The sequence below is a fragment of the Psychrobacter sanguinis genome, assembly GCF_020736705.1.
GTDB classification, from domain to species: domain Bacteria; phylum Pseudomonadota; class Gammaproteobacteria; order Pseudomonadales; family Moraxellaceae; genus Psychrobacter; species Psychrobacter sanguinis.
Genome location: NZ_CP085990.1, coordinates 2,974,929 through 2,998,528, shown reverse-complemented (window position 1 = coordinate 2,998,528; position 23,600 = coordinate 2,974,929). Strand labels below are relative to the sequence as shown.

At 41.3% G+C, this 23,600-nt stretch carries 14 protein-coding genes and 2 pseudogenes; 8 read left to right on the top strand and 8 right to left on the bottom strand.

Annotation, left to right across the window (positions count from 1 at the left end; all coding sequences use genetic code 11):
- Positions 1–42 precede the first annotated feature (42 nt).
- Positions 43–1,800, top strand: coding sequence for an IS66 family transposase (gene tnpC / locus LK453_RS12600; RefSeq protein ID WP_227945148.1), 1,758 nt, complete (start codon positions 43–45; stop codon positions 1,798–1,800).
- A 9-nt stretch (positions 1,801–1,809) separates the two neighbouring features.
- Positions 1,810–2,568 (top strand): annotated as a pseudogene (locus LK453_RS12595) (RNA-guided endonuclease InsQ/TnpB family protein); the annotation flags it as partial.
- Positions 2,569–2,743: 175 nt separating this feature from the next.
- Here LK453_RS12595 and LK453_RS12590 read toward each other — a convergent pair.
- Entirely contained in the window at positions 2,744–3,349 is a 606-nt protein-coding gene (locus LK453_RS12590; protein ID WP_201538406.1) for a DUF6231 family protein, read from the bottom strand.
- Between the two features lie 327 nt (positions 3,350–3,676).
- Here LK453_RS12590 and pepN point away from each other — a divergent pair, with 327 nt between their 5' ends.
- The gene (pepN, locus tag LK453_RS12585) at positions 3,677–6,382 is read left to right on the top strand and encodes an aminopeptidase N (RefSeq protein WP_227674491.1); all 2,706 of its coding nucleotides are present in this window, start codon (positions 3,677–3,679) and stop codon (positions 6,380–6,382) included.
- Positions 6,383–6,501: 119 nt separating this feature from the next.
- On the opposite strand, the gene LK453_RS12580 is transcribed toward pepN, so the two are convergent.
- Complete coding sequence (locus tag LK453_RS12580; protein ID WP_227945209.1) at positions 6,502–7,470, bottom strand: IS4 family transposase; 969 nt, start codon at positions 7,468–7,470, stop codon at positions 6,502–6,504.
- 295 nt (positions 7,471–7,765) lie between these two features.
- On the bottom strand, positions 7,766–8,851 hold the full coding sequence (locus LK453_RS12575) for a 3-deoxy-7-phosphoheptulonate synthase (RefSeq protein WP_007393771.1): 1,086 nt from the start codon (positions 8,849–8,851) through the stop codon (positions 7,766–7,768).
- 356 nt (positions 8,852–9,207) lie between these two features.
- On the opposite strand from LK453_RS12575, the gene lpxB reads away from it, so the two are divergent.
- Positions 9,208–10,530, top strand: a complete 1,323-nt coding sequence (lpxB, locus tag LK453_RS12570) for a lipid-A-disaccharide synthase (protein ID WP_201538408.1) — start codon at positions 9,208–9,210, stop codon at positions 10,528–10,530.
- 129 nt (positions 10,531–10,659) lie between these two features.
- Here lpxB and LK453_RS12565 read toward each other — a convergent pair.
- Positions 10,660–11,679, bottom strand: a pseudogene (locus tag LK453_RS12565) (IS701 family transposase).
- Positions 11,680–11,997: 318 nt separating this feature from the next.
- Here LK453_RS12565 and tnpB point away from each other — a divergent pair.
- Positions 11,998–13,125, top strand: coding sequence for an IS200/IS605 family element RNA-guided endonuclease TnpB (gene tnpB / locus LK453_RS12560; protein WP_227945160.1), 1,128 nt, complete (start codon positions 11,998–12,000; stop codon positions 13,123–13,125).
- A gap of 167 nt (positions 13,126–13,292) precedes the next feature.
- Positions 13,293–14,219, top strand: a complete 927-nt coding sequence (locus tag LK453_RS12555) for a ribonuclease HII (protein WP_007393769.1) — start codon at positions 13,293–13,295, stop codon at positions 14,217–14,219.
- A 178-nt stretch (positions 14,220–14,397) separates the two neighbouring features.
- Here the strand turns inward: LK453_RS12555 and LK453_RS12550 are convergent, their stop codons facing one another.
- The 4 genes from LK453_RS12550 to LK453_RS12535 all read right to left on the bottom strand — a co-directional run bounded on the left by LK453_RS12550 (position 14,398) and on the right by LK453_RS12535 (position 20,752).
- Positions 14,398–17,127, bottom strand: coding sequence for an esterase/lipase family protein (locus tag LK453_RS12550; protein ID WP_201542045.1), 2,730 nt, complete (start codon positions 17,125–17,127; stop codon positions 14,398–14,400).
- Positions 17,128–17,406: 279 nt separating this feature from the next.
- On the bottom strand, positions 17,407–18,309 hold the full coding sequence (locus tag LK453_RS12545; RefSeq protein WP_201530084.1) for a tetratricopeptide repeat protein: 903 nt from the start codon (positions 18,307–18,309) through the stop codon (positions 17,407–17,409).
- A 354-nt stretch (positions 18,310–18,663) separates the two neighbouring features.
- The gene (coq7, locus tag LK453_RS12540) at positions 18,664–19,305 is read right to left on the bottom strand and encodes a 2-polyprenyl-3-methyl-6-methoxy-1,4-benzoquinone monooxygenase (RefSeq protein WP_007393764.1); all 642 of its coding nucleotides are present in this window, start codon (positions 19,303–19,305) and stop codon (positions 18,664–18,666) included.
- 139 nt (positions 19,306–19,444) lie between these two features.
- Positions 19,445–20,752, bottom strand: coding sequence for a L,D-transpeptidase family protein (locus LK453_RS12535; protein ID WP_007393763.1), 1,308 nt, complete (start codon positions 20,750–20,752; stop codon positions 19,445–19,447).
- 427 nt (positions 20,753–21,179) lie between these two features.
- Between LK453_RS12535 and prmB the strand changes: the two genes are divergently transcribed.
- Positions 21,180–22,244, top strand: coding sequence for a 50S ribosomal protein L3 N(5)-glutamine methyltransferase (gene prmB, locus LK453_RS12530; RefSeq protein ID WP_201530119.1), 1,065 nt, complete (start codon positions 21,180–21,182; stop codon positions 22,242–22,244).
- Between the two features lie 110 nt (positions 22,245–22,354).
- Positions 22,355–23,458: a chorismate synthase gene (gene aroC / locus LK453_RS12525; protein ID WP_201530086.1), complete on the top strand. Its 1,104-nt coding sequence runs from the start codon at positions 22,355–22,357 to the stop codon at positions 23,456–23,458.
- The last annotated feature ends 142 nt before the right edge of the window (positions 23,459–23,600 follow it).

Sequence of the window (23,600 nt, the reverse complement as noted above, 5' to 3'; positions counted from 1 at the left end):
ATAGCAGATGACAGGCAAATAAAACTCTGGCAACATATCGCCATGACTGTTGCTAACTTATCCGACTTATCAAAAGACCCCATTTACGCCGAGCTTCTGGTGAAAATCCACCTGCTTGAACAGCGTAATGAGCACCTGCAGCAACAGCTTGTTCAAACGAACACAAGTCACGATCAACTACAGCAGCTTTTTAACCAAGTGGTTGAGGAAAACCACAAGCTATATGAACAAGTGCTTGAACTCATCGAAAAACAAAAGCAGCTTATTCACCGGCTCTATGGACAAAAAAGCGAAGGCATCACTGCCAGACAAACCCACTTAAACTATGAGGCCGCGCAAGAGGACTTAGCGCAGCTTGAACAAATCCGAGATGACTACCTTAGCGGCTTAAGCCAAGATGAGCTTGCCAAGCTGCCTGCGATTGATCGTACTGAGGCAGAAACCCTCATTAATGAGGGTGAGCTTAAAGCCGGCAAAGAGAACACAGATGAGCTGCCAGCTTCAGCCACTGATCAGCCTAGAAAAACAAAGCGTGCCAAATACACAGTGATTCCTGACAACCTTGAGGTGAAAACCTGGGTTCATGAACCACTTACCACCGTCTGTGACTGCGGCTGTCAAATGAAGCGAATTGGGGAGGATAAACAAGACAAACTTGGCATTATCCCTAAGCAGTTTTATATTGAGCGTCACATCTACCCTAAATGGGTATGCCGTGAGTGTGACATCATTCATCAAGCGGCTACCCCCAAGCAGATTATTAACAAAAGCATCGCCACCCCAGAGCTGCTTGCACACATCCTTATTAGCAAATATGCAGACCATCAGCCGTTATATCGGCAGAATATTATCTATCAGCGAAGTGGGGTAAATATCCCCGATGCTACTATGGCAGACTGGGTAGGACGCTGCGGCGTTGCCCTTGAGCCTTTAGTCAGTCGCTTGCATGAACTATTACTGTCTGAGCCTATCTTACATGCCGATGAAACCCCGGTATCTATCATGAAGAACCATGTAAAGGTAGGTGGTAAATCATTAAAAAAAGGCTATGTCTGGGCGTATCTTACGCCACAGCACAGCTCCTTAAAAGCGGTGGTCTATGACTTTGCTGAAAGCCGTCGTAATGAGCATCCTAAAGCCTTTTTAGATAAGTGGCGCGGTAAGCTGGTTTGCGATGATTACAGCGGGTATAAGTTCTTATTTCATCAAGGTGTGACAGAAATCGGTTGTCTGGCCCATGCACGGCGTAAGTTTCATGAACTGCATATCACTGGCCAAAGTATCGTGAGCATTGAGGCATTAACGTTATTTAGGCAGTTGTATGCTGTTGAACGTGAGATTGACGAGCGATTTGAAAAAAATACACCCCCAATGCCAAGAGATCCCCAAATAGTTCGGCAAATCAGGCAAGAAAAAGCCAAACCGATTGCCGATAAGCTGCACCAATGGTTACAAGAAAAAAGGCAGTTAACCACTAAAAATGCCAGTATTAGTAAGGCGATGGATTATTGCCTGAAACGTTGGCAGGCGCTGACTCAGTATCTAGATGATGGCAGGCTGCCGATTGATAATAATTGGGCGGAGAATCAGATGCGTCCGTGGGCACTTGGGCGTAAAAACTGGTTGTTTGCCGGTTCGCTGCGAAGTGGGCAGCGGGCTGCGAATATTATGTCAATCATTCAGTCAGCTCGCTTAAATGGTTTGGATGTGTCTGCTTATTTGACAGACGTGCTAAGACGCCTGCCTACTCAAGAGGGTCTGGATGAGTTGTTACCTCATCGCTGGGTGCCACCGCAATAGGGGGTTGGTCGGATGCTTACTAAGAAGGCACTTAAATCAACCATACAGCTATCCTTATCTAAAGGTCAAAAGCTCATCATCGATGTATTCGATAGCTACAACCTAAGCCTATATCAAATTAACACCTTAGAGATAGTACAAGATAGTCGTAATCGTTGGTATGCGTGTATTACCGTTAAAGACTTTCCTAAGCAGGTAAGTGGTAAGGGCAGCGTTGGTATTGATTTGGGCTTAAAAGAGTCTGCTACTACCTCAATGGGTGATAAACTCACTATTAAGAAGACTCAAAGATGGGCTAAAAAGCTTGCTGTCGCTCAACGTGCTAGCAATAAAAATCGTGTTAAAGCAATCCACGCCAAAATCAAAAACACAAGATTAGACTTAATTCATAAGTTCACCACCCAATTAGTTAAGGATAATGCCTTAATTGTAGTTGGTGATGTGAAATCATGCTCATTTACAACTAAAAAAACCAATCTGGCTAAATCGACATATGATGCAGGATGGTTTGAACTTAAACGACAACTGGAATATAAATGCAAGTATGCAGGTTGTCAGCTTGAGATCGTAAATGAGAGTTACACTACCCAGACCTGCTCGTACTGCCTTAAAATAAGTGACAGTAGTCCGAAAGGTAGAGCAGGCTTGCGAATAAGAGGATGGGCTTGTGCTGAGTGTGGCACATGGCATGATAGAGATATCAATGCTGCTAAGAACATCCTCGCGGTCGGGCTTGACCGTCTAGCGGTAGGAATCCCCTCGGTTTAGCGAGGGGAGGAGGTCAAATCACTGCTTGATTATTGACTACCATTATTGTCTTTGACATCAGTTTTTACACTAAAAACTTAATCAATAAAAGGAATCTAGAATACTGACACCTTCAAATTACGGTGACTTTAAAATTATAGTAATTAGCTAAATATAAAGAGGAACATAAAATAAGTTACCAACGATATTTGTCGAAATTTTCAGGATTGGCCCAGTATTTGGCATTTAACCAATTGGGACGCTGCTTATAGTCGTATAGATTGAACTGCCAAATGATTAAATCGGCAGTGTTGTCATCGGTGTTAAGAGGCAATGTTGTATAGCCTAAGCTACTAAAATTAAGCTGAGCAGTCGGTGTCGTAGTTAATAGTAGACTTTGTTCAGCAAATAGATCACGCAATCTAATGGCAATATTTTGATAACTTTGTTGATTAAGTTGTGTATTGCTAACCGTATCTAAATCAGACGCATTTAAAGTAGAATTTGTAGCATCAATAAAGCAGCCTAAGCTATAACGCTTGTTGAAGCCAGTGCCTAGAAACTCAGAAATAGACAGTGAAGTCAGCTCGACTTGTTGCCCTTTATCTGCACAATAATTTAAGAGATAAGCCTGAATTTCAGAATCACTGACCAGTAATATAGACATGGCCACAGGTTTAATGCTGTCATTATTTCTTTCAGTTTCTTTGATAGCGTCACTATAAAGGTGATCAACCACTTCAATAATATGGGCGCAAATCAGGTCTAACTTTAATAAAGTGGGTGAGGTAGTTAATGACATAGTTTATGCTTAATAAAAGTACGATAATTAATGAGGCATATTGATAACATATTTTGCCAAACATAGGTTTAAAAAAGGCAGAATGTTACAATATAGGACTTAGTATTCTAAAAACAGTATTATAAAAATTAGCATCAATCAGCAATAAATAATACTGCGTAAATATAAGGCTCAGAGACCATAAATATCTTGCTGACTACTCAATACTGTTTACCCAATAATAGCCACTTAGTAAACACCGCCTAATAAAGACCACTCACGATGAAATGAATGACGGTCATCTAATGATAGCTACTTAACGATAATTAGTTAATAAAGAGAAATAATATGACAGATTTAACCAATACTGATGCCAAAGACGATGCAATGATTGTCGATAGTCTGACGCCAGACGCGCCAGCCCATAATCCTGAAGCAGTCGAGGCAACTACTGAGAATACTGATAATAACAATGACATACAAAAAATTTATTTAAAAGATTATACCCCACCAAGCTACTCTGTAGACAAGGTGGATCTTGATATTAAATTATTTGAAGATCATGCCACTGTCGATAGCGTATTGATGATGAAACGACAGCACCCAGGTGACTTGGTGTTGTTAGGTCAAAACATGACCTTAACAACAATCAGTGTTAATGATAAAACGCTGCAAGAGGGAGACTATCAGCTTGATAAAGAAAAGCTGGTCATCTCAAATGCACCCGATGAGGCAATCGTAAAGATTAGCGTACATCATCAACCACAGAAAAATACCGAGCTTGAAGGGTTATATATCGCTGGAGAAGGCGATGACGTTATGTTCGTTACTCAATGTGAGCCAGAAGGCTTTCGCAAGATAACTTATTATCCAGATCGTCCTGACGTATTGTCGGTATTTACCACTCGCTTGGAAGCAGATAAGAAATTTCCTACCTTATTGGCCAACGGAGATTTAATCGAATCAGGTGAAGTGGCAGGGGACAGCAGCCGTCACTATGCGGTGTGGCATGACGTGAGCAAAAAGCCAAGCTACCTATTCGCTTGTGTTTTCGCCGATTTAGCGGTATTGGAAGACAGCTATACCACTATTGAGGGTCGTGAGGTTAAATTGCAGATTTACGCAAAAGCTTATGATATCGATAAGTGCCATGTCGCGATGCAAGCCTTGAAAGACTCCATGCACTGGGATGAGGTCAATTATGGCAGAGCCTATGACTTAGACCGTTATATGATTGTGGCGGTAAGTCAATTTAATATGGGGGCGATGGAAAATAAAGGCTTAAATATTTTCAATACCTCGTGTGTCTTGTCTAGTCCTGAGACCACCACAGATGCACGCAGCTTCAGTGTGAAGTCTATTATTGCCCATGAATACTTCCATAACTGGACTGGAAACCGCGTCACCTGTCGCGACTGGTTCCAGTTGTGTTTAAAAGAGGGCTTGACAGTGTATCGCGATCAATCCTTCTCTGCAGATCATCAGTCTCCGGCAGTACAGCGTATTGATGACGTATCGATGCTACGTGCTTATCAGTTTACGGAAGATGCAGGTCCGTTGGCCCATCCACCACGCCCTAACAGTTTTGTGGAAATTAATAACTTTTATACCACCACTGTCTATGAAAAAGGGGCCGAGGTAGTGCGTATGTTGGCCAATACCTTGGGTGACGAATACCGTCAAGGTACCGACACTTATTTTGAGCGTTATGATGGTCAAGCGGTGACCGTAGAGGATTGGCTATCAGCGTTAAGTGCTGAAGGCAAATCAGTTGAACATTTTATCGATTGGTATACTCAGCCTGGAACACCAGAGGTCCTAGGTCATCAGCATTTTGAGCAAGGTGATGACAAGGCGGGCAAGTTGACAGTCACTTTATCTCAAAAAACACGTCAAGTAGAGGGGTATGACGCACCCAAACCCTTACCCATCCCTGTAGCGACTGCCTTATTTGACAGAAGTACTGGCGAACTAATCGAAGAACGCTTGTTGATGTTAGAAAAAGAGACGCAAGACTTTGTGTTTGATAATGTGAGCACAGTAGATGGCATTGCGCCCATCGTATCTGTACTACGTGACTTTAGTGCGCCGGTACAAATGAAATATCAATATAGTGAGGCTGACTTGGCCTTCTTGTTGGCTCATGAGACCAATGGCTTTAATCAGTGGCAAAGTGCCCAAGCGTTGGTAAATCAAATTTTATTGCAAAATAATGAACCAGATGTTTATTTGCAAGCCGTCAAAAAAGCGTTTTTAAGCCTAATTGAAGAAGATGCGATGTTGGCGGCAAGAATTTTAGATATTCCTGCCGAGCGTGAACTTGCGTCAGCGCTCAGTAGTGATTATCAGCCGCTTGTCATGAAAGACAAACGAGACGCGCTAAAAAATAGCCTAGCTCAGGTAATGGCTAGTGATTGGCAACAAGTCTATAATAGCCTACCTATCGAAAGCTATGAGGACACACCAGAAGCTAGAGGTAAGCGGGCCCTACGTAATGTGGTACTGGATATGGCCCTCACCGCAGGTATTGAAGCTGCTCATGATTGGGCCTATCAGCAGTATCAAAATGCCAGCTGCATGACTGAACGCTTAGGGGCATTAAGTGCTATGGTCAATCATGATCACTCACAAAAACAAGCGGTATTGGCTGACTTCTATCAGCGCTTTAATAAAGAAGCCCTAGTGATGGATTTATGGTTTAGTGTACGAGCTGGTGATGATACTGCCACTGTTTCAGATGTTCAGGCATTAATTGAGCGCAAAGACTTTGATTGGGGTACCCCCAATAGAATTCGTGCGGTTGTGGGTAGCTTTGCCGCTCAGCCGACTAAGCTTTGGACCGAAGAAGGGTTAGCGCTTTATGTTGGTGTGGTACAAAAGCTAGATGAGACAAACCCTGTCTTAGCATCACGTTTACTGCAGACTCTATCGCGCTGGTATACTTTAGCAGAGCCAGTGCGTAGTATTGCTAAGCAGCAGTTACAGCAGCTTAGTCAGGTGGTTAAATCGAAGAACGTCACTGAGAGCTTGCATACGATATTAAAAGCAAGCTAGTTGTGCTTTAGTAGTTAGTTGTATGTTAGTAGGATGATAGTTAAATTTAGCAATAAAAAATGCCTAACGTTAAGTTAGGCATTTTTTTATAAGTAGTTGCTCTGCACACGACAAAAAAATCATCCCCACCCGATTTTCATAGGTTTAGGGGTTAAAAAGCTAACTAACTGTCGAAAGACAGTCTGATCATTGTTAAAAAACACCAAACGAAGGCCCTCAATCAACACATCCAGGCCAAGCGCAAACAAACTGGCTTGAGGTCGAGCGTTTGACTTCAACTTGCGTTTTAACGGCTTATCTTTGTCTTTATAAATACCGACATGATAAGCCCAACAAAATGCTAAGGCGTTCACTGCGACTAATTTACTGACTCGATCAAGATGGGTTAAGTGGGTATCTTCAAGATTAAAGCCACGGCCCTTTAGACAAGCAAATAAAGTCTCAATTTCCCAACGCTTAGCATAGCTTGTCATCGCATCCACTGTTTCTAGTTGATTGGTTGCGACAATCACTAAACCGTAGTCTTTATCACGCTTGGCAAATACTCGAACCAAACAACCATCGACAGTCAGTATTCGCCCATGTCGATATGTTTCTTGATGGCTAACATGGCGTAATAACTCTTTAATCTGTACCAACTTGCCATGATGATTCCTAACTTTACTGTTCTTCTTAATCCGTATGGCAAAGGGTATGTGATTATTGGTGAGCCAGTTAAACCATTTTTCGCCAACAAACTCTCTGTCTGCTACTATCATCTCAAGGTTATCTTTGCCAAATTGTTTGATAAACCGCTCAATAAGTTCACAGCGTTCAAGATGGTTTGTATTACCTCGCTTATCTAGCATTTGCCAGTATAAGGGGATGGCTATCCCTTTATATACCACCCCTAGCATAAAGATGTTGAGGTTACTTTTACCCCATTTCCAGTTGGTGCGGTCAATGGTTAAGGTGACTTTGCCTAGCCCAAATAGTCGATATATCATTAAAGCCAGTTGATCGTAGTCTATCCTCGCTTCGGCAAAAAATCGCTGTAGTCTGCGATAGTGACTGTCGGTCTTGCCACCCTTAGGAAGGTGTCTTGCTATTTTTTTTAAGATTACTGCTTTGAGCAGTAATCAGGGCTATTATCATTAGGCTCAAACATGTGATTCTTGCCTTGTTCATGCTCAGGTTTTGGGTTAAAGTTTCACTAAGTCTGTTAAGGTTTGGCATGGTCTGATTCGTCTTGAAAATTACTATTATGCCTTTGCTTTAACAGACTTTTTTGTTTTTTTTGTCGTGTGCAGAGAAGTAGTTGTTAATAAGTGCTAGTTAGTGGCTTTTAGCTAGAAGCTACTATCAGTTAAGCTCTACTATTAACTAAGCATTATTGTCTAATCACTATCGGTTAGGAAGCACGTCTTTAATAGTGTTTCTTAAGTTGTGTAAAGAGGCAACAGTGCTGTCCCAGTCTAAGCAGCCATCAGTAATTGATTTACCATACTCAAGCTGTGAAGGATCGCTGGTTAGTTTCTGATTACCACCTTTTAAGTGACTTTCAATCATAAGACCCATAATTGACTTGTTGCCATTTTTGATTTGCTCGGCCACGTTTTGGATTACCATAGGCTGTAGGTAAGGGTCTTTACCAGAGTTGGCATGACTTGAGTCAATCATAATCTTAACCATGGCATTACCTTTTTCTAACTCATTTTCAGCCTGTTCAACTGAGGACTGGTCATAGTTAGGTTTGCCATTACCGCCACGCAAGACCACGTGAGCATAAGGGTTGCCTTTAGATTTGATGATACAGACCTGACCATCACTAGATAGCCCTAAGAAGTTATGACCCGATTTAACCGCATTCATCGCATTAACCGCTACAGTCATACCGCCATCAGTACCATTCTTGAAACCAACAGGACAAGACAGACCTGAGCTCATTTCACGGTGAGTTTGACTTTCAGTAGTACGCGCGCCAATAGCTGACCAACTGATTAAGTCTTGCATATACTGCGGGGTATTCGGGTCCAATGCTTCTGTAGCACACGGCAAACCCTTTTCATTTAAGTCAAGTAACAGCTTACGCGCCATACGTAGGCCTTTTTCAATATCAAAGCTGTCATTCATGTCAGGGTCGTTAATTAACCCTTTCCAGCCCACTGTGGTACGCGGCTTTTCAAAGTAGACACGCATAACAATATAAATGCTGTCTTTTAGCTCATCGGCAAGTTTAACCAGTTTATCAGCGTATTCATGAGCCGCTTTAATGTCATGGATTGAGCAAGGACCTACCACAACCAATAGACGCTTATCAGTACCATCTAAAATATTTTGGATGGTAGTACGACCTGTTAGCACTGTGTTATAGGCCTTCTCTGACAAAGGATACTCGGCTTTTAGGCTGGCAGGGGTAATCAAGGGGATAAACTTTTCAATATTCACGTCATCAATATCTGCTGTGTGGGTAGTCGAGTTCATAGTCATATTTATAGTGCCTAGTTTAAAATACTGTTAAAAACGTTGGGAAATTAATTTTTGGTATATCGTTATAGGATAAGTGGGTTTCATTATATTTATCACTTATAGGTTTAAATGTCATACCTTTATTTATATCTTATAAGTGTATAACGGATAAGTCATGACATTTTTTAGGGTTAACTTTATTATGGAGGGTTATTCTAAGATTGACAAGTGTTAAGCTTTGCTTATTGCTTCATATAGGGAATGGGTATTACAAATATTTGTTATACTGTCGTCCTAATTTGATGCTTTGTAAAACACATCACCCTCGTTATGGTCTAAGTTTCTTCTAATCCTTTGATATTAAAGTAGAGTTAACTATGTTAGCAAGTGCTTCAGGCAATTCTGAACTCATCAATAAATCTCGGAATCCCAATAAACCATTAGTCATTGGTATTGTGGCAGGAGAGGCGTCGGGAGATTCTCTGGGTGCAGACTTTATGGCACAAGTAAATGACCTTATCGAAGAGGTGGTATGGATAGGGGTAGGTGGGCCTAAGATGAAAGCACAAGGACTACAGTCTTTATTTCCTTTAGACCGCTTAGCGGTTATGGGTTTGGTCGAGGTTATGTCGCAATTGCCAGACTTGCTAAAAGCCCGTTCCGAGCTGGTATCTGCTTTTACTGAGGTTAAAATAGATTGGTTCATTGGCATTGATGCCCCTGACTTTAACTTACGGGTTGCCAAAAAACTCAAACCAAAAGATATCTTCTGTGTTCAATACGTCAGTCCCTCAATATGGGCATGGCGTGAATCGCGTATCGAATCTATCAAAAAAGCCACTCATTTGGTGTTGTGCCTATTTCCTTTTGAGCTTGAGGTTTATCAACGCCACAATCACCCTGCGGTCTGTGTTGGTCATCCCTTATTACACAATCTTCCCAAGGAGTTGGTAGAGATAGCCACTCATGAGCAGCGACGTGAGCTAATTTGGAATAACTCAGAGCTACATAATTTCTTTGCCAATCGTAAAGAGGACATCAGTCAGATGATTTGCTTGATGCCAGGCTCAAGGCGTTCAGAGATTAATGCCATATTGCCACTGATGCTCAATGCGGTGAATCGACTATTAATGGTAGATGAAAAGCTGTGTTTTGTGATTCCTACCATAGATAAAAACCATCAGTACATTGTTCAAGATTTAATTGAGCGTCAGGATGAGTCTTTAAGAAGAGCAGTGGCGGTGGCCTATGACGAAAGCCAGGAACAAAAAGACTTCAGTCAATCTATTATGGCCATGTCCGATATGATTGTCTTAGCGTCAGGCACCGCAACACTAGAGGCAATGCTACTGAATCGACCTATGGTGGTGGTGTATCAAATGAAAAAACTAACCTATGCCATTGCTAAGCGATTGGTCAAAGTTCCTTATGTGTCCTTGCCCAATATCTTGGCAGGAGAGGAGATTGTACCTGAGCTCATTCAGGAGAAGGCAACAGGCGACAGTATTTGCCGAGCAGTGACCCGTTTAATGATACCAAGAGAATATGAGCAGCAGTTAGTTCGTTTGAATGAAACCTCAAATTGGTTGAAGCAGCAAAGCAGTCAAAGTGCGGTATCAGCGGTTATCAACACTTGGCATGATTATCTGAGCAATAATCTAAACAGCTTAAACGATACTTGGTGGTGTTCTAAAAAGTAGGCTGGCGCTAAAAGTCAATAGGAAGTCTATGCTAAGTTCTCTGATTCCATATGGCCTTCAAAGCTTTAAAAATTGTTCAAATTTTAATCAGCCTACTTTTTGAACCACCAACCGATACTTTAATAGGACTTACGCAAATTTAACTGAAGGCGAGCGCAACTGCTCCCTTAAATAACCACTAAGCAAGCCTTTTTTAACCTGATAGAGTGTTTGTTTTAGCACTCTAGCTTGCTTAGCTAACTGCACCCAAACGAGCATTGAACAACAAATATGATTACGCTGAATACGAGCCTTACGACACTGATTGGATTCAATGCCAGTTAATTGTTTGATTTCTCGGTGAAACTGCTCAATTTTCCAGCGAATGGCACACACCAATCGTGTACCAATCGATGAATCTTGAGTGGTGTCATTGGTGACAATCCAGTCCGTGCGGTTGTCATTCACCGCTACTCGGAACAGTTGCACTTTATAATCTTTGGGAAAGCCGTGTATTTTAATGCGTTTGCCGTTTTGTTGTTCTGTGTCAGTCCAAGTTAAATCACTGACGGCTTTATAAGGGTTTATGCCTTTTGAGTCATCAACTTTGCGATTGGATTTTAATGGGCAGTAAAAGATTTTTTGTAAGCCATCAATGTATAGCATGATGTCTTTGGTGGCATACCAGGTATCCATGAGAACATATTTAAATGACAGCTTTTTGTGTTCGATGCTGTGTTTAAGCATGTCTTTTAAATGGTCAAGTTTGCTTTTGCCGTCAGTGGCTCTATCGTAGATGCGGTAGTCGATAAGCCAATACTGCTGGGTTTTTGGGTTGACGTAGATACAGTTGACGATACAGATGCCTTTAATAATGCGATGAACGTTGCCACTGTATTGACGGTTGACGAGTTCAATTTTGTGGCTGTGGTTTTTGTCTAAGATGCTGTCGTCAAAGATGAGACAGCCATCTTCATCCATCACAATGTCGTCTTTGGCTTTTTCCCATACGAGCCTGGGTTTTAGTTTTTCATGACGCAGGTAGCGATTGATGCGGTCATAGCTGATCTATTCTGGATGATGCTCGGCATAGTTGGTAAGAGTGTAGTTTATTTGGCTTACCAGTAAGTATTGACAGTAGTCTAAGCGGGTGATAACTTTTTTCTTCATGCCTTTATGCTACTATAGTTCTTCAGGTTTATGCAAAAATTTATGCGTTTTGCGTAAGTCCTATTTAAGCAACAATATAACTGATAAAACATAATACTTAATAAAACATAATTTGATGAATAGGGCACAAGGTCGACACTGTTATTTATTTAATATTTAACTTATCGTGCGTAATTCTCCACCTATAATCTTTGATTTAGGTGGAGATGTAAGCACGGGCGGGGCGACCTATTCTAAGTATTTAGGTTTATTGCTGATAATTGATGCTAAATGCAAATAATGCTAGGTTATACCTATATTCAAGTTGACTGACAAACCATGCTTAAAGCCTATAAATACAGAATTTACCCAAACTACGAACAGCGAGTGCTAATCGAAAAGCATTTTGGCTGTAGTCGGTTTGTGTTCAATTGGGCGTTGGCATTGCAAAAACGCTACTATGCTATGTTTGGCAAATCATTATCACGTAGCAAAATCCAAAGCCATTTAGTAAAAAAGAAAAAGAAAGCTCAGTTTGCATGGCTAAACGAGGTCAATAGCCAATCACTACTAAATGCCTTACTAAATGTCTATACCGCTTTTACTAACTTCTTCAAAGGTCATGCCAAATTTCCACGTTTCAAATCTAAAAAAATCCCACAGCGTAGTTATCAATGCCCTCAACATTGCACCGTAAACTTTGAGCAAGGTATTATCAATCTACCCAAACTCAAGGGCATTAAAGCGGTGTTTAGCCGTGAATTTGTCGGCAAGGTGAAAACAGTAACGATTAGTAAGACAGCAACAGGCAAATACTATGCAAGCGTACTGGTTGATAATGCTGATATATTGCCAACGCCTACGACCATTGAACCTAGATTAACGGTTGGCATTGACTTAGGTATTAGTCACTTACTCAATCTATCAGATGGTAGCAAATTTGATAACCCAAAGCATTTAGCCAAAGCCAGTCAAAGACTTGCTATACAGCAAAAAATCTTTGCTCGTAAACACAAACAAAGTAAAAACTATCAAAAACAAAAGTTAGCTGTTGCTCGTATTCATGAAAAAGTACGCAACCAGCGCTTAGACTTACACCATAAAGTCACGCATAAACTGATTTGCGAAAACCAAGCTACCAGTTATGCGATTGAAGATTTAGGTGTAAAAAACATGGTAAAGAACCGAAAACTTGCCAAAGCGATTAATGACGTGGGTTGGGGGCAGTTTGTTACCCTGCTTACCTACAAGGCGAATTGGTATGGTAAAAACATTCTAAAAGTGAGTCGGTTCTTTGCCAGTAGTAAAATTTGTTCGCATTGTCATCACAAATTAGATACTGTGCCGTTGTCAGTCAGAAATTGGACGTGTCCTAGCTGTCAAACACACCATGACCGTGATACCAATGCAGCAAGCAATATACGCTCTCAGGCGTTAGCTGATGTAGCAGGACTTGCTACTGTGTAAAGAGTTCCCCCAGTACGTGACTTATCAGCGTAAGTGTACTGGCGAAAGGTAACAACTCAATCTAGGTTGGGGTTGTTATGGGTCGCAAAGATTCCCCCACCATAACCGTTAGGTTTGGTGGTGGGAGTATGTCAAACCGTAAACACTCAATACTAAGCAGCTATTTAATGACTTCGTTTTATAAAACCATTACCGAATTACCGGCTATTTCTTCTTTGCAAAATAGCTTGCCGTTACCTCTTGCCACAACGATTATTATCGAAGGAAATATCAATCATGAGGGTTTGACTGCTGAGCTTAATAATAGAGATACACTATCGGCTGAGTTAAGAGATAAGAAGCCTACGCTACAGTTTGATATTGGTATCGATGAAGTAGGCCGTGGTCCTTTATATGGCAGCGTAGTGGTATCAGGGGCTATATTGCCCTGCCAGTGGTCTGCGGAAATAGAGCAAAATCCATTACAAGACACACCTTTAGCTATCCTTACAGACTCAAAAAAGTTGACAGAGGCAAAGCGCGAGCGTCTTTTTGAGCCTATTAAGCAGCAGGCTTTGGCTTACATGATTGTCGAAATCCCTGCTTCAGTAATTGATGAGGTCAATATTCTACAAGCGACTTTGATGGGAATGCGTTTGGCGTGTGAGCAGATAATGATTGAGATGGTACAAGCTTTGCAATCGAATTTAGACAAGTCTTTAGAGGTAGAAGGCTTTTTAGACATACACAGTTCGTCACAAAATCACATTGCCTTCAACCTATTAATTGATGGTAATAAAGTACCGGATTTAGACAGTCAACTACTGCAACACTATAATATTGGTCCTGAATTAAAGCACAGTGTCAATGCTGAAGCCTGGGTAAAAGGCGATGCGCGTCACAGTGCCATAGCTGCAGCTAGTGTACTGGCAAAAGTAAGTCGTGATAGACAACTGATTAAGGATGGCGCTGCTCATCCAGGTTATGGTTTAGAAGGCCATAAAGGTTATCCCACAAAGGCCCATATTGAGGCCATTCAAAAATTGGGTGTATTGCCACAACATAGACGCAGCTTTAAGCCAGTTCAAGAAGCGCTTAGCCTACAACAATTATAATAGTGAATGGTTAGCGGTTATCAAGGCTGGAAAATCAAAGCTGAATAGTCAAAACTGTAAGCCTAAATGATCTATTAAAGACACATAGCAAGACTACCTATAATAAGGCATACCCATAACTGCATAACAAAAAAACATCTATGCGTAGCGTCTATCAAGGGCTACTGCCTAGCATATATTATGGTTCTATTTCCTCTTTTTGCGTTCCCTGTTCATAAGTCGGATGGTCTTTTAGATGTTGATGTAGAATCTTACGTAAAGTTAGTACTGCTTCTGGTGTATCCTGAATACCATGCCTACCTTTAATAATGGTCTCACTGGCTGCACCTTCTAAATGAGAGCTCTTATAAGGTACAATACCGTCAGAGGTAGGATTGGTAATAGATTGGGCCACATCTTGGACTTTTTCTGCTGCCTTACCTTGTATGCCATCTGATGTTGCCGTGCTGTTTTCTCCCAAAATCTCCGGACTCACCCCAGCTTTAAGGACTTTAGGCGCAGGGTTACTGGACAAAGCAGTATCTGGTGCTGTGGTAAGATTTAAGCGTATCAAACCGTTATATAGATCGGAGTCTCTATTGGCGATAATAGAATGATAAGTCACATTATCAGCAATTTTTAAGTCCGCCGTCAGTTTCATGAATGAGGATTTATCACTTAATTGACTGGCCCCATTTTGGAAATATAGGGCACCCAATGGGTTGCTGGCAAGCTCATCTTCACTGGCAAGACTCGCTAAGTTACCGGTAACGGTTTGGACAAACCCAATCGGTAGCTGTACCACGCGTCTTAATAGCTGAGTAAACCATCTGTCGGCAAAGTCGGTACCTCTAAAGGGGGCTGAGATAAATACTGCAGTGTCTACACTGTCAAGTTGCTTTAAATGTAACCTATTAAGTACTTTTTGTTGATCAAATTCATTGTTCAATATATCACTGAGACGAGGGGTATTTTCTTCTTGCGCTAATTTATGAAACTGATCCTGTAGATTATCATTAGAGACCATCATACGGGCAATGATGGCACCCATGCTATGACCAATTAATACTGAATTATGACTTGCTATGTGTTCAGAATTTGGGTCATTAATTTTATAAGCCGTTTCAATCAGTTCTTGAATTCTATAACGGTTCTCTAAAATTGGAATATTTGTGGGGTAGAAAATTTGCCATACTTGGTAGTTTTCACGCAATTCATCATCGTGTGAAATATCGTTGGTAATACTAATCCAAGTCGCAGGGCTTGATGCCAAACCGTGTAGCATAATAATAATGCGTTTATTAGGATCGTAAGGTTCAAGCATGAATAACTGAGGCATTATCAAGCTTTGCTGGCGGGCCAATAAGTTAAAGTAGCCCACATTATCCAGATTGTTCTCGGCCAGCCACATACCATAACTTGCAGAGAAGTTGGCGGCCAAATAATAGGGTTTACCAAGCATATCAATCGCTTCGGTGTGATGCGGGTTATAAAGTTTAATATCAAAGTTATTGGTGGCTAACACCTCTTGCAATTGCTCGCCTTCTGGAATAACCACCCCGGTGAGTAATAAATTACCGGTTAGGTGTATTCTATCACGGGGGTCTTCTGAGTTAAGTTGCTTGTTGTCAGAGGTTAACAATGCTTTGACGGACGTATTAGGGCGATCATCAAATAAGGTCACGTAGCTGATACCGACACCTTCTCGCTCACTAATAGTATTAAGTCCTGAGAAACTTATATCATGACTGGCGTATAACTTATCAATGCTTTTATTATAGGTCTCAGTATTTTGTAAGTACTCAGGCTCATTGGGCAAGTAAAGATCAATAGAAACGATGTCTTGGTTCTGATTTAAAGCTTCAAACTCTTTAATTGCCTGCTCTTTATCATCTACAGGATTTGAATCATTGCTATCGAAATTTTGTTTGGCACTACTGACTTCAACAGCACTGTCTTCAACAATACTGTCTTCAACAATACTGTCTTCAACAATACTGTCTTCAACAATACTGTCTTTGGTAATACTATTTCCATCGATGCGGTCATTTATATCAGCACCTTCTTTAGCAAGGTCAGTGCTAGACAAGTTGTCGCGCGTAAGGCTTGCGAGATATTTGTCGTCTTGGATTGAAGGGAAGGTAAAATTTAAGACCTTTATCTGTTCTCCATATTTGGGCCCATTAGCATAATTTGAACCATTACGGCTGGACAACCCACTATCACGCACCAGCTTTGAGCTAATAAAAGAGGTGACTTTGCTGGATTGTTGCGAACTGTCTTTATTAGCATAAAGTTGCTTGATGAGCGCATCAGAAGCAGCTTCATAGACATCTTGTGTTTGAATATCCAAACTTGATAATAAAGTCTTCGGCTTACTGAGCGTGTTGTCATTATCCCTGGTATTAGGGTTTAATTGTGAATAAAATAAATAAGCGTAACTGTACTTGATAGCACTTAATAGATTGTCGCGATAAGCGGCATTACATTGCTTTAAATAAATCAATGCTTCGGCTTGCTGTTCCTCGGTCAAAGGCGCATTTGCATAGTAAGGGTCAATGGGAGGCCGCACAACTCTTTCAACGCATTGTTCAGATTCTGCGATAGACTTTGCCTTTGCTAGATGCAGTTCTGCCAGTAACGCCAAATACTCTCGACTGTCTTTTTTCAAAAAACCTTTGTCAATTTGGACAAGACACTTATTAAAGTCATCTAAGCATTCGTTGTCAGGCATACCAATAGAAAGTAGCTGAGAAGCACTTTTATTACTTAAAGTGGGCCTAGTCACGATATTGCCTCGGTTATTGGCAATGGTTTGGCTAGATTTTTGTTTTTTAAAAGAGACCGTACTACACGACGTGGTTAAAACCATACTTGACGCTAACGCAAGGGCGGTAGTCAGTTTTGAGAAACTAGGTTTATTATGCATAAATATGGCCGTAATCAATGACTTAGAAGAAATAATTGCATTTTATTTTTGAAATTAAATAGATCAGATAACGAAATTTTATACAGTTAAGATAAATTATAATACTCTATTTTTAGAGCATTAGTATGACAATAGTGAGAGAGGTCAGGTCAAAAATAGGGTTGAAATTTGGAGATAAGTCACTAAGAACTGTAAGTGACGAGAGATAGAGTAAAAGCAATAAAGCCACAATTAAGTGGCTTTACTGTTATCGATAGATAGTTTTTTATCTGTTATTGATTAGCGTAAATCCCAAATATAGTATTTACCGGCTTCAATGATTTCAATTTGCTTAGCGATGGTGGCATCTTCAGGATGCTTTTGCTGAAGCGCTTGTAAACGAGATAGGGCAGCGGCGCGGTTGTCGTTTAATAAGTCAGCTTGAGCCAAACTTTGCTCTGCTTCTTTATAGTTTTGAGAAGCCGCTTTCACTAGGTATTTTTTACCTTCTTTAAAACCGCCGCCTTCAGACAGCATCATGCCATAAATAAAGTTAGCTTCAGCACTCTCAGGCTGTCTATCGATCGCTTTGGCGATAAAAGTACTGCCACGAATGGCATAGTCAGAACCTAAGTCTAGGTTACGACCCATACCATTTAGTTTAGCCGCTCTTAGAAGTACATCATAAGAAGCATTTTCGTTTTCTGCAAACGGACGAATCCAAGCTTCTAACTCTTTTAATTTTTCTTTAGCGTAGTAAAGATCAGATTTGCTATCGAAGCGCGGCGGATAATGACGTGCATTAGAGCTAATTTCATTAATGAAATCATCTAATAAGCTTACATCTAGTAAGTCATTTGGATTGATGCGCGTTTTAGGAATTAATACCGTAGTCACATAGCTTGCATCAGATACTTGAACCATTGGGGTTGGAATACCAGGTAATCTAGTTGTAGTGATGTCAGTAGCATTGACCAAAGGATTGTTTTTTAATTCGTTGGCATCGTACTTAACTTTGTACACTCTACCATTTGACGTGTCTGCGTTAATAGCTGCTGTATCATCAACAGAATCATCTGTAACCACAGCAGTAGTTGAGCCTGTTGTTCTGCTGCCAGAGTTTGGTAGTGACTCACAGCCTGTGGCCACCAAGCTCACTAAAAGTGCACTTGAAAGAAGTTTTACAGATACCGATTTATTCATTATTAGGTCCTTATAATCAATGGTAATTACTGATAAAAATTATGTATCCAAAATTGAAAACTAGCGGGAGTAAGTGACTATCTAAAATAATTTAGAGGCCAAAAAAATAGAGGTAATTTAAGCCGTTAAACAGCCAAACGCTGTCTGACATTCAATGTTTTCACCTGCTAAATTTCTAGATATAGGTTTTTCTATATATAGCTGTTTTAAGGAAAATTGGATTTTTGAATATAATAAGTTGTATAACATATCAATTTTACAAAAGGCATTAAAGAGGCCAGATGTAAACTTTGATTATGATTTGGTCCAAGAAGTTATTTTTTAAACCAAGGACAATAGCCATTAAACCAAAAGCTATAGATGATAAGCCAAGTTTTTCATACGGTTAGCCATCCAACGCATGGAGACTCTGACGGGAGCGGATAATGCTTTGCCACCGTGATTTAGCGCCGCCTCACGGTGTTGCAGTTCTTCGATGTTCATTTGAGCCAAAATCTCTTTACTTCGAGTGTCTTGCTTGGGTAATTGGTCAATATGATCTTGTAAATGCTCACTCACCTGTGCTTCAGTCTCTGCCACAAAGCCTAAACTAAACTCGTCAGAAATAAGACCGGCAACAGCGCCAAGTCCAAAAGACAAGCCATACCAAACCGGGGTAAATACACTAGGATGGCTACCTAACTCGTCAAGGCGAGTCTCACACCAAACTAAGTGATCAATCTCTTCATCGGCAGAGTGTTGCATTGCCTGTTTTACCTGTTGATCTTTGGCGGTAAAGGCTTGACCATGGTAAAGGCCTTGAGCGCATACTTCACCAGTATGATTAATACGCATAAGCCCCGCCACATGGCGAGACTCATTGATCGATAATTCAGGAAGGGTATCGGAGCTAACAGGTAAGGGGCGAGCGGTCTGATTCGAATGGGGAATGACTGAACGCAGGCTGCTATCAAAGCCAACAATAGCGCGGTCAATAATACTCAAACTTTTTGTCATAACTTGCCCCTATATATTTACAGTTATTAACTTACGGCCATTACACTAATAGTATTTGCTGAATAGTCTTTGCTGTCATTAATGTTCGATGCGATTTGCAATAAAACAGAACTAAATCTATAATCCAAAACAGGGTTTATTATTTAAGCTCTACTGAAGCGCCATTTTCAACGTTCGCATATACTTCAAGCACGTCCCAGTTGGTTAAACGCACACAACCTGCAGAAGCTTGACGGCTGATACCTTCAGGAACTGGTGAACCGTGAATACCGTAAGAAGGTTTAGATAGACCCATCCAGACCACACCTACAGGGTTATTTGGTCCTGGTGGCAACATGAATACCTGTGACTTGTCACCATTTTTGACGGTTGATTTGTACCATGGCATCTTAACTTTATTAACAATTTTGAAAGTACCTGATGGAGAAGGGGTGCTGGTGCTGCCTACAGTAGTAGGATAAGTAGCCACTAGCTTATCACCGTTATAAGCATATAAAGTCTTGGTCGCTTTATCAGCAATAACACGGTTAATCTTCTCTTTTAAGGGCTCGCCAACATTAATAACAGTCAGTGTTTCACCTTCAGTAAAGCTTTTACCCTTGTTTAACTTCTCAAGGTAGCGCACGTCCATATGGAAGCGTTCACCCAACATCTCTTTGATGTTCTGATAATACAAGCCTTTCATTTTGGACTTGGCTTCTGATCCAGAAGGGGTGTCCTGAAAATTAGTATTAACATCTTCTTTGGTTAACGTATATTGAACCAGTACTGGCTGATTGGGATCAATATTCTTGGTTAAAGCATTCCAAGTGGCGGTGTCCATTTTACCCGTGCTTGGCAATCCTTTCATGGTTTGGAAGTTAGACAGTGCTTTGGTACTGTTCATACCCCATCCACCATCAATAGGACCTGGTGAAGCATGGTTCCAATCTAGCAACGCTTGCATTTTTACAGTCATGGCTGTGTTTTTACGCATATTTGGGGTCCAAACAGCACTATTTACAGCACGAGCATAGTTAGATAGGTTGGTGGTTTTATAGACCTTACCATCTTTGTTTTCGATGCTCTTAATAGAGTCATCATCCGTGGCTGAGTTACTCATAGCGACGGCTTGACCGGTGCCAACATCATCATTAGTTTGTTCGGCAATCTCTTTATTGACCTGGGTCTGAATAGCGACGTCTTGGGCATCGTCAGAGGCCAGTTCACCACTTACATCAGCTTGCTGGGCTTTTTCAGCCGCAACTCGTTGTTGCTCGCTCTCAGTATTTTTATCTTTAATAAGCTGCTGAAGGCTATCCACTGATTTAGTGGGCTTTTTAGGTGCTGTTTCTGCCATAGCTGTGCTGCTAAAAGCAAATAAGGTAGCCGCAACAGTCGCTGCAAGTAATTTAGGAGCAAATTTAGCGGTTATCTGTGTAGTGATAGGTTTAGCGTTCATAGTCATACAGTTATTCACAATAAAAAGAGGTGTCGCTATTATGCGACGAAAAGTATCAACTGGCAAATGTTTACCACAAATTCTAAAGTAACCGTAACAATTGTGCTATTTAAGTCAGTTAAAAATAGAGGGGGATATTTATGGTGGTGATAGTGCCAAGTGCGAAATGTTGGTTATAATGGGTAAGTGCATAAAACTAACCTGATTTTTTTTATTAATATCATATAGAATGTTTTATTAGCAATTTAACTTTAGCATTTAACTCAGTAATGGGAATAGCAGATTAACTATGTCAACAGATAACTCAAGCTCAATAGACAGTTCAAGTTTAGACGAAATGACCAATCAAAGTACTTCGTTGGCTTCTTTAGATGCCCAAGCCATTCTTGCCCAAATCCAAGGTTCAGAAGGCACAGGCATAGCAGATGATGTCATGGCTAGCCCCTTAGATGGTGAATTTGATGGCTTGTTAGCCGATTGTGAGGAAGCCGCTCAGTCGCTTTATAGTATCCGTGACTTCATTCGTTTTTGTGTGACTCAGCTGCGTAACTATGAGGTAGTAGTGGCACAAGGTACCAATGATGTCTTTGCAGAAGCCGCCGCTATTGTATTGCATACTTTATCGTTGGATTGGTCTGCTGATGAGCAAATTTTAGACTGTCGCTTGACGCCTTCAGAGAAGGGCGAAGTGCTGGCTTTATTACAGTCACGTATTGTGTACCGTAAGCCTTTAAGCTACCTAGTTAATTTGGCCTATTTCTGCGACCTACCTTTTTATGTCGATGAGCGGGTGCTTATTCCAAGATCGCCTATTGCCGAACTGATTCGTCAGCAATTTTATCCTTATTTCGAGACCAATGGCGTTGCACAGCCATTGGGTGCGGACTCTACCCCAGACTTACCTTCTTTTTATCTACATGGTCTTGAGAACAAACAGCTTTACCAACCAGAACGTATCCTAGATTTATGCACTGGTTCTGCCTGTATTGCTATAGCGCTAGCCAGCAGATTTAGAGATGCTTTGGTAGATGCAGCCGACATTGACACCTCTGCTTTAGAAGTAGCGGCAGTGAACGTTGAGCATCACGGTATGGAGCATCAATTAAATCTAATAGAATCAGACTTATTTGATAAGATTCCGGCTGAAAATCAATACGAATTGATTGTGACCAATCCTCCTTATGTCGATGCTGCTGCAATGGCTGAATTACCTCCTGAATTTATTCATGAGCCTGAGCATGCTTTGGCAGCGGGTCAAGATGGCTTAGATTTGGTTCATAAGATATTAAATGAAGCAGCCGATTATCTTTCTCCAGAAGGATTATTAGTTTGTGAGGTGGGTGACAGTGATTGGGCTTTACGTCAAGCCTATCCTGAAATTCAGTTTAATTGGTTAAGCTTTGCCCGAGGCGGCAATGGGGTATTCGCTATAGATCGTGATGAACTGGTCGCTAACCGTCATCTATTTGCCGCTCAAGTGGCACAATTAGAGTCATAAGCCTATAGCAACTAACCGTGAGTGATAGTCAGCAAAGTGCTATAAATGGGGCAATTAAAGTTGCCCCAAGCATTTAGCAAAATAAACCAAAATAAGATTGAGCAAGAGTTATGGCAGGGAATAGTATTGGACAGGTGTTTAGGGTCACCACATGTGGCGAATCACATGGTGAAGGATTATTGGCCATAGTAGATGGTATTCCGCCAGGTGTGGCTTTGAGTAGTGAGGACTTACAGGTAGATTTAGACCGCCGTAAGCCAGGTACTTCCAAATTTGCCACTCAGCGCCGAGAGCCTGATGAAGTAGAAATTATTTCAGGGGTGTTCGAAGGCAAAACCACGGGTACCTCTATCGGTTTGTTAATTCGAAATACCAATCAAAAGTCGAAAGACTATAGCGATATCAAAGATACGTTTAGACCGGGCCATGCCGATTATACCTATAGCATGAAGTACGGATTTCGCGACTATCGTGGCGGTGGCCGTTCTTCTGCGCGTGAAACGGCGATGCGAGTGGCGGCAGGTGCTATTGCAAAGAAATACCTAAAGCAGCGTCTAGGCGTTAGTATTCACGGTCATGTGGTGCAGATGGGTAATGAGAAAGCTGCGTTGCAAGACTCGGCTGCAATTGATTGGCAGTTTGTCAACAGCAATCCTTTCTTTTGTGCGGACGCTGAAGCCATTCCCAGATTTGAAGCCTTAATTGAACGCTTAAGAAGAGAGGGTACCAGTTGTGGCGCTAAGCTTGAAGTGATTGCTTCAGGCGTTCCTGTCGGTTTGGGTGAGCCTGTTTTTGATCGTCTTGATGCTGATATAGCCCATGCAATGATGAGTATTAATGCGGTTAAAGGGGTGGAGATTGGTGACGGAATGAGTGTGGCTGAGCAATTCGGTCATACCTCACGGGATGAGTTGACACCAGAAGGTTTCACTGCCAACCATTCAGGCGGTATTTTAGGCGGCATTTCATCAGGTCAAGATATTAAGGTAAGCATTGCTTTAAAGCCTACCTCTAGTATCACCACGCCAGGTAAAAGTATTGATGTGGCTGGAAACTCTATAGATATGCTGACTAAGGGTCGCCATGATCCCTGTGTGGGTGTGAGAGCAACGCCTATTGCCGAAGCAATGTTGGCCATCGTTTTGCTTGATCATTATTTGCGTCATCGTGGTCAGAATGCGGATGTTCGGCCTCCTGTCTCTGCCATAGCCTAGACACCTCCAAGTTTATAAGTGTCAATTTTATAAAATAGTTAATAAGGTGTTAAAACCACAATTGCTGCTTAACGGCAGCAATTGTGGCGGATGGTAGATTTTGAAATACCTCGCCTGATAGCTGATCCACTATTAATCTAAA